Annotated in this window: 9 protein-coding genes; 6 read left to right on the forward strand and 3 right to left on the reverse strand. The window is 38.1% G+C overall.

Annotated elements, in window-relative coordinates; genetic code table 11:
* Positions 1–309, forward strand: a 309-nt coding sequence (locus CDZ78_RS06090; RefSeq protein ID WP_444979199.1) for an ISAzo13-like element transposase-related protein, incomplete at its 5' end; no start/stop codon positions are given.
* Positions 310–782: 473 nt separating this feature from the next.
* Here the strand turns inward: CDZ78_RS06090 and CDZ78_RS06095 are convergent.
* From CDZ78_RS06095 to CDZ78_RS21760, 3 genes are all read right to left on the reverse strand, one after another.
* On the reverse strand, positions 783–992 hold the full coding sequence (locus tag CDZ78_RS06095) for a BrnA antitoxin family protein (RefSeq protein ID WP_087869205.1): 210 nt from the start codon (positions 990–992) through the stop codon (positions 783–785).
* Positions 985–1161, reverse strand: coding sequence for a BrnT family toxin (locus tag CDZ78_RS06100; RefSeq protein WP_244559173.1), 177 nt, complete (start codon positions 1159–1161; stop codon positions 985–987). The genes CDZ78_RS06095 and CDZ78_RS06100 overlap by 8 nt, the downstream gene beginning before the upstream one ends.
* Positions 1162–1351: 190 nt before the next feature.
* Positions 1352–1495, reverse strand: coding sequence for a hypothetical protein (locus CDZ78_RS21760; protein ID WP_167374196.1), 144 nt, complete (start codon positions 1493–1495; stop codon positions 1352–1354).
* Positions 1496–1544: 49 nt separating this feature from the next.
* On the opposite strand from CDZ78_RS21760, the gene CDZ78_RS06105 reads away from it, so the two are divergent.
* The 5 genes from CDZ78_RS06105 (at position 1545) to CDZ78_RS06125 (ending at position 5168) form a co-directional block, all read left to right on the forward strand.
* Positions 1545–2129, forward strand: a complete 585-nt coding sequence (locus tag CDZ78_RS06105) for an NAD(P)H-hydrate epimerase (RefSeq protein ID WP_280175547.1) — start codon at positions 1545–1547, stop codon at positions 2127–2129.
* The gene (locus tag CDZ78_RS06110) at positions 2083–2784 is read left to right on the forward strand and encodes an NAD(P)H-hydrate dehydratase (protein WP_087869208.1); all 702 of its coding nucleotides are present in this window, start codon (positions 2083–2085) and stop codon (positions 2782–2784) included. Before CDZ78_RS06105 ends, CDZ78_RS06110 begins: the two co-directional genes overlap by 47 nt.
* Before the next feature lie 240 nt (positions 2785–3024).
* Positions 3025–3474: a tRNA (adenosine(37)-N6)-threonylcarbamoyltransferase complex ATPase subunit type 1 TsaE gene (tsaE, locus tag CDZ78_RS06115; protein ID WP_087869211.1), complete on the forward strand. Its 450-nt coding sequence runs from the start codon at positions 3025–3027 to the stop codon at positions 3472–3474.
* A 642-nt stretch (positions 3475–4116) separates the two neighbouring features.
* On the forward strand, positions 4117–4728 hold the full coding sequence (locus CDZ78_RS06120; protein ID WP_140413905.1) for a HAMP domain-containing protein: 612 nt from the start codon (positions 4117–4119) through the stop codon (positions 4726–4728).
* A 29-nt stretch (positions 4729–4757) separates the two neighbouring features.
* On the forward strand, positions 4758–5168 hold the full coding sequence (locus tag CDZ78_RS06125; protein WP_373862442.1) for a sensor histidine kinase: 411 nt from the start codon (positions 4758–4760) through the stop codon (positions 5166–5168).
* Positions 5169–5369 lie beyond the last annotated feature (201 nt).

Here is a 5369-nt window from a genome sequence, read left to right on the forward strand (position 1 = left end):
AATGCACTTGGATTGGAAATTAGGATTGCCCACTATCCTCCTTATACCTCCAAGTATAACCCCATTGAACATCGTTTTTTTCCTCATGTGACTCGTGCTTGTGAAGGTGTTGTATTTGACTCGGTTGAAACAGTTAAAACATTGATTTCTAGAACATCAACGTCAAAAGGACTAACAACAATTGTTCACATACTCGACAAAATATACGAGACAGGACGAAAATATGCCGCTGACTTCAAAGAAATAATGCCGATTGTATTTGATACACATTTACCAAAATGGAATTACCGTGCAATTCCTCAAGAATAATTAATATCGGGAAGTTGTTTCGTGCTTATTCCTAAAACCACGCCCGCACACAGTTGCAAGTGTTGTGGTGGGGCAATGATTGTGGGACGGAGGCGAATACCCAAGCAGGAAATGATGCATTTAATCATGCCCAAAATTGTACTGGAGCCATCAGCCGTTATGTAAATTAACACACCTCCACCCTGACTAGCAGCGAATTAGATGCTGAGGGAGCACTTGGACTAAAACCAGCGGTTCAGGCTTAAAAGGGTTCCGATAATCGAACTTTGAGAGTTGACTGCAATGGACAACTATCAAAATTCAGCTAGACATGTAAAAACAGGGGCTCGATTAATCAATCGGGCTGATCAACAAAAAGCGTGTTCATAGAGCCAATTTAACAGAAATCCTACTACCATTACCGGGCTTGTCCAACAAACGGTTCAGATTGTGGCTCGCTTCGCGATCACAATCTAACCTTGTTCGTTAGCTTTTTAACTCCACGTTGTTTCCAGCTGCCTGTGTTCAATAGCACAATCCCGAAGATAAAGGTTTATTAAGCTTTGATAAGGAATGCCTTTTGTATCTGCCATTTCTTTAAAATAAGAAATAGTTTCTTCATCAATGCGAATAGTAATTTGTTTTTTAAGGCGTTTCGCATAGGGGTTTTTAACAGATTTTGAAAAATCATAAGATTCACGCATGGATATAGCCCTCATACTGTTTTCGTTCAAACTTATCAGCTTTTCTAGCTGAAATAATACGAATAGTGTGCGAGCTTCTTTCGCAATGACAAACCGTCAGTAACTTATGTTGCGAACTCATACCCATTAAAATAAACCGCTCCTCACCTATAGAACTGAAGTTTCCCAATTATTGAGTAGCTGAAATACACAATGCTGGTGTATCGAGGTTTATTTTAGGTGGTTTTGCCATGTTTATAGCAAACCCCTACTTAATTCCCCTTAGGCAATAGCATTTGAAACGAATGAAAAGACTATTTTTTTCATATAGTTGTAGCATAGTTTCAATTTTACCATAAATAATTATTGGGAAACTTCAGTTATAGAGCTGAAATATAGTTAACGCCACCATGAGATAATTTTTCACTTTCAATGGCGGCATACCGTCGCTTATTTTTTTCACAAAGTGAGTCATAAAATTTCTTCATCGACTTTTCGATATTTTTTTTATAAGGAAATGACATAAGACAACCACTGAGTAATAAATTAAGATAACCTTAATTTAGGGGAGATATTTCATTATTCAAGCTTGGCTGCTTCAGGAAGTTATTTCGTGCACATTCCTTAGTTGCCGAAGAAAAATTGCAGGGGGATGCTGCCAGTGCAAAACAAATGTTTGTTGATACCGGAGGGCGGATCTTAAAGGATTACCAATTAATAGATGATACTGCTGAGCTGTTAATAGATGCGCTATTAGGAACGGGCCTGGATCGTGCAGTGACAGGATTGTTTGCAGATGCAATAGCTCATGTTAATAAACTGTTGATCCCGGTTTTAGCCATCGATATTCCATCCGGCTTGAATGCTGATACAGGTAATATTATGGGTTGCGCGATTTGTGCCGATATAACAATTACTTTTATTGTATTAAAAAAAGGTTTGTTTACCGGGTTAGCGGCAGATTGTTGTGGTACTGTGATTTTTTCTGATTTAGAGGTGCCCAATAAAATTATCCAGGCTATATCCAGTAAGGAACAATTGTTAGTGCCAAGACAACTGACTAAACGTAAAGCTAGCGCACATAAAGGCTTGTTTGGACATGTACTGGTAGTTGGGGGGGGGGTATGGTTATGCCGGAGCCGTACATTTAGCAGCTGAAGCTGCTCTAAATAGTGGGGCTGGCTTAGTCAGTGTTGCTACCCGTAAAGAACATGCGTTACAGGTACATTTATTAAGTCCTGAATTAATGGGGCATACAGTAGAGCAGATATCTGACATTTCTGAATTGCTGTCTAAAGCAACTGTGCTGGTTTTAGGGCCAGGAATGGCTCAGCGGCAGTGGGCGAAAAGAATTTGGCCTGCGCTGATTTCTTTGGATTTACCGCGGGTTATAGATGCTGATGCTTTAAATTTCTTAGCTGAAACTCCTGCTTATTCGGATAACTGGGTTTTAACTCCGCACCCAGGTGAAGCTGCGCGTTTATTACAGTGCTCGACAGTTGATATTTTGCAGGATAGATATAAAGCTGTGCGTACTCTACAAGAAAAATATGGGGGAGTTATTGTGTTGAAAGGTGCCGGGACACTCATCTGTGCCGAGGATGAAGTTTATGTGAATACTACAGGTAATCCCGGTATGGCTTTGGGTGGAATGGGTGATGTTTTATCAGGCATAATAGGCAGTTTGTTGGCGCAAAAATATTCATTACTTGAGGCTGCGAAGTTGGGTGTTTATTTACATGGGCTTGCTGCTCTGATAACGCGGCTATTACAATCGGTGGTGAGCGTGGGCTACGTGCCAGCGATGTACTAAGAATTTTACGGGAAGTGGTTAATTAACTGAAGTTTCCCAATAATTATTTATGGTAAAATTGAAACTATGCTACAACTATATGAAAAAAATAGTCTTTTCATTCGTTTCAAATGCTATTGCCTAAGGGGAATTAAGTAGGGGTTTGCTATAAACATGGCAAAACCACCTAAAATAAACCTCGATACACCAGCATTGTGTATTTCAGCTACTCAATAATTGGGAAACTTCAGTTAATTAATGATGCAATGTTTATTAAATACGCCAGAAGAGACAGAAGCTTTCGGGGCACAATTATTTCAAGTTTTACCTGAAAAATGTGTCATTTTTTTATTAGGTAATTTAGGGGCAGGAAAGACTACTTTAGTCCGTGGGTTTATACGTGCTGCAGGGCATAAAGGCACAGTGAAAAGTCCGACATATAATATTGTCGAAGAATATCAAATAAATAAACGCCTGTTTTTTCATTTTGATCTATATCGCCTGGTTGACCCTGAGGAGCTTGAATGGATTGGTATTGCTGATTATCTCAATGAACAAAGTATCTGCTTTGTTGAGTGGCCTGAAAAAGGCGCAGGATATTTAGGTACACCAGATGTGATTATATCAATGACTACTGAGCAAGAAGGACGTAAAGTAGTGGTGGAAAAATTACCAGCGGGAGTTGAGCTGTACGTTGGTAACTATATTTAAGTATCTCGGCAAAATTGATTTAACCTTTTTAGAAAATATCTTGGTAATATTAATAGGCACGTAGAGCGGACTAAAGTCCGCTACATTGATTCCTTAACTTTCAGGCATCCTTCGTCATCATGGGATTTCTCATGATGATGGTAAGACGATAATACATAGGTTGGAATAGTGTAGCGTTTTCCGGAATTTTTAGTGTTGCCGACGTTATGGGTAATCATGAAATATTATGCGCAAAGGGCAGTGCTGGTTTAGTGGGAAACCTCCTACAATAAAGGTGTTATTGTTGTGGCATACCAGTGAAATCAGTGCTTGTAAAATGAAAGGAATAGTAAATTATTTTAAAGACCATTACTTGCAGTAAGTTGAGTAATGGTAAAGTGCAAACTAGACTCGCTAAGCCTTGCAGCCTCGTTTGCTAAAGCCAGAATCATGATAGAGACAATTTATGCGATGGAATAACTCGTCAGCTACAAAACAGCCGTTTTTAGAGCGTAGTAAAAGCAAACGCTGGCAATTTCGCAGTGTAGTTCAATTTTTCAATGGACCCTTGTTATATTTTTTGTAGTGACATTACCCTTGATTTTAACACTAGTCTATAGTGTCAGAAGTATTCAGGACTATACTGATCACAGTCATACAGCTTTGTTTCAAATAGTACGAATATCTGAAAATAATGAGTCTCTATTGAAGCATTTATTGGTAATGGATCGAAGTATACGCCAATATCAGATACTTGGAGATGCAGCAATCTTTGCTGTTTTTCAATCAAAGCATCAGGAATTTGTTGAAATTGCTGCTCGTACAAGCCACTTTCAGATCCCAGAGAAAATACAGAAACAGCTAGCTAGGCTCAGCCAGAAGGAGCTTTCCTTGTATAATGGCATTCTGTTAATAAAAGACATGGATACAGAAAAATTATCTACTGAAGATGTTAAGAGGTATATTCAATTACGCGCAGAAGCACAGGAGTTGGTGACTCTAGGTAATGGACAGATTTATATTGAAACTGAATCATTATCAGCCTTGGCGATTTTGGTCAGAAACCAGGTAACACATGCTGCACTGGTTTCAGTGATACTTGCACTTTTGCTAGGCTTGTTATTACTGTATCTCATCAACAAACCTATTAAGAGTATTGCCAGAGCTATACACCAGCTGGGGAATGGCCAGTATGATCATTATATTGATATTAAAGGACCACGTGATATACGTGAAGTTGGCCAGCATCTTGAATGGCTTAGACAAATTAACTGAACCAACTTGAGAATAGTAAACAGTATTTTATTAAAACGATTTCTCATGAGCTCAAAACACCATTAGCCACACTTATGGAAGGTGCTGATCTACTTCAAGATGAAGTTGTTGGTGAGTTAAATGCTGAACAGCATAAAATAATAGAATTGTTGCAAATCGCCAACATTAGATTAAACAGTTTGATAGAAAATCTAATTGAATATCAAAAAGCCACTTCTACATTGCTTACAATGAATTATTCATCGTTTAATCTTAATCAGTTAATTCAGCAAATTTGTACAGACTATCAGTTGTTGCTTGATAGCAAACAAATCAATATTGAATTTGAGGCTAAATCCATTGATTTTGTGGCTGACCGAGATAAAATGAGGATTATAATTAGTAACTTATTTTCTAATGCACTAAAATTTTCACCGCATGGTGGTCTTATTAGCATCTGAAGTTTCCCAATAATTATTTATGGTAAAATTGAAACTATGCTACAACTATATGAAAAAAATAGTCTTTTCATTCGTTTCAAATGCTATTGCCTAAGGGGAATTAAGTAGGGGTTTGCTATAAACATGGCAAAACCACCTAAAATAAACCTCGATACACCAGCATTGTGTATTTCAGCTACTCAATAATTGGGAAACTTCAGT

Origin of the sequence: Bathymodiolus platifrons methanotrophic gill symbiont, from assembly GCF_002189065.1 — a bacterium.
GTDB lineage: Bacteria > Pseudomonadota > Gammaproteobacteria > Methylococcales > Methylomonadaceae > Methyloprofundus.

What these genes read in the sequence shown, in the direction of transcription:
- CDZ78_RS06095 (WP_087869205.1), bottom strand. Translation starts at nt 992, where the DNA reads ATGCGTGAATCTTATGATTTTTCAAAATCTGTTAAAAACCCCTATGCG.
- CDZ78_RS21760 (WP_167374196.1), bottom strand. Translation starts at nt 1,495, where the DNA reads ATGTCATTTCCTTATAAAAAAAATATCGAAAAGTCGATGAAGAAATTT.
- tsaE (WP_087869211.1), top strand. Translation starts at nt 3,025, where the DNA reads ATGCAATGTTTATTAAATACGCCAGAAGAGACAGAAGCTTTCGGGGCA.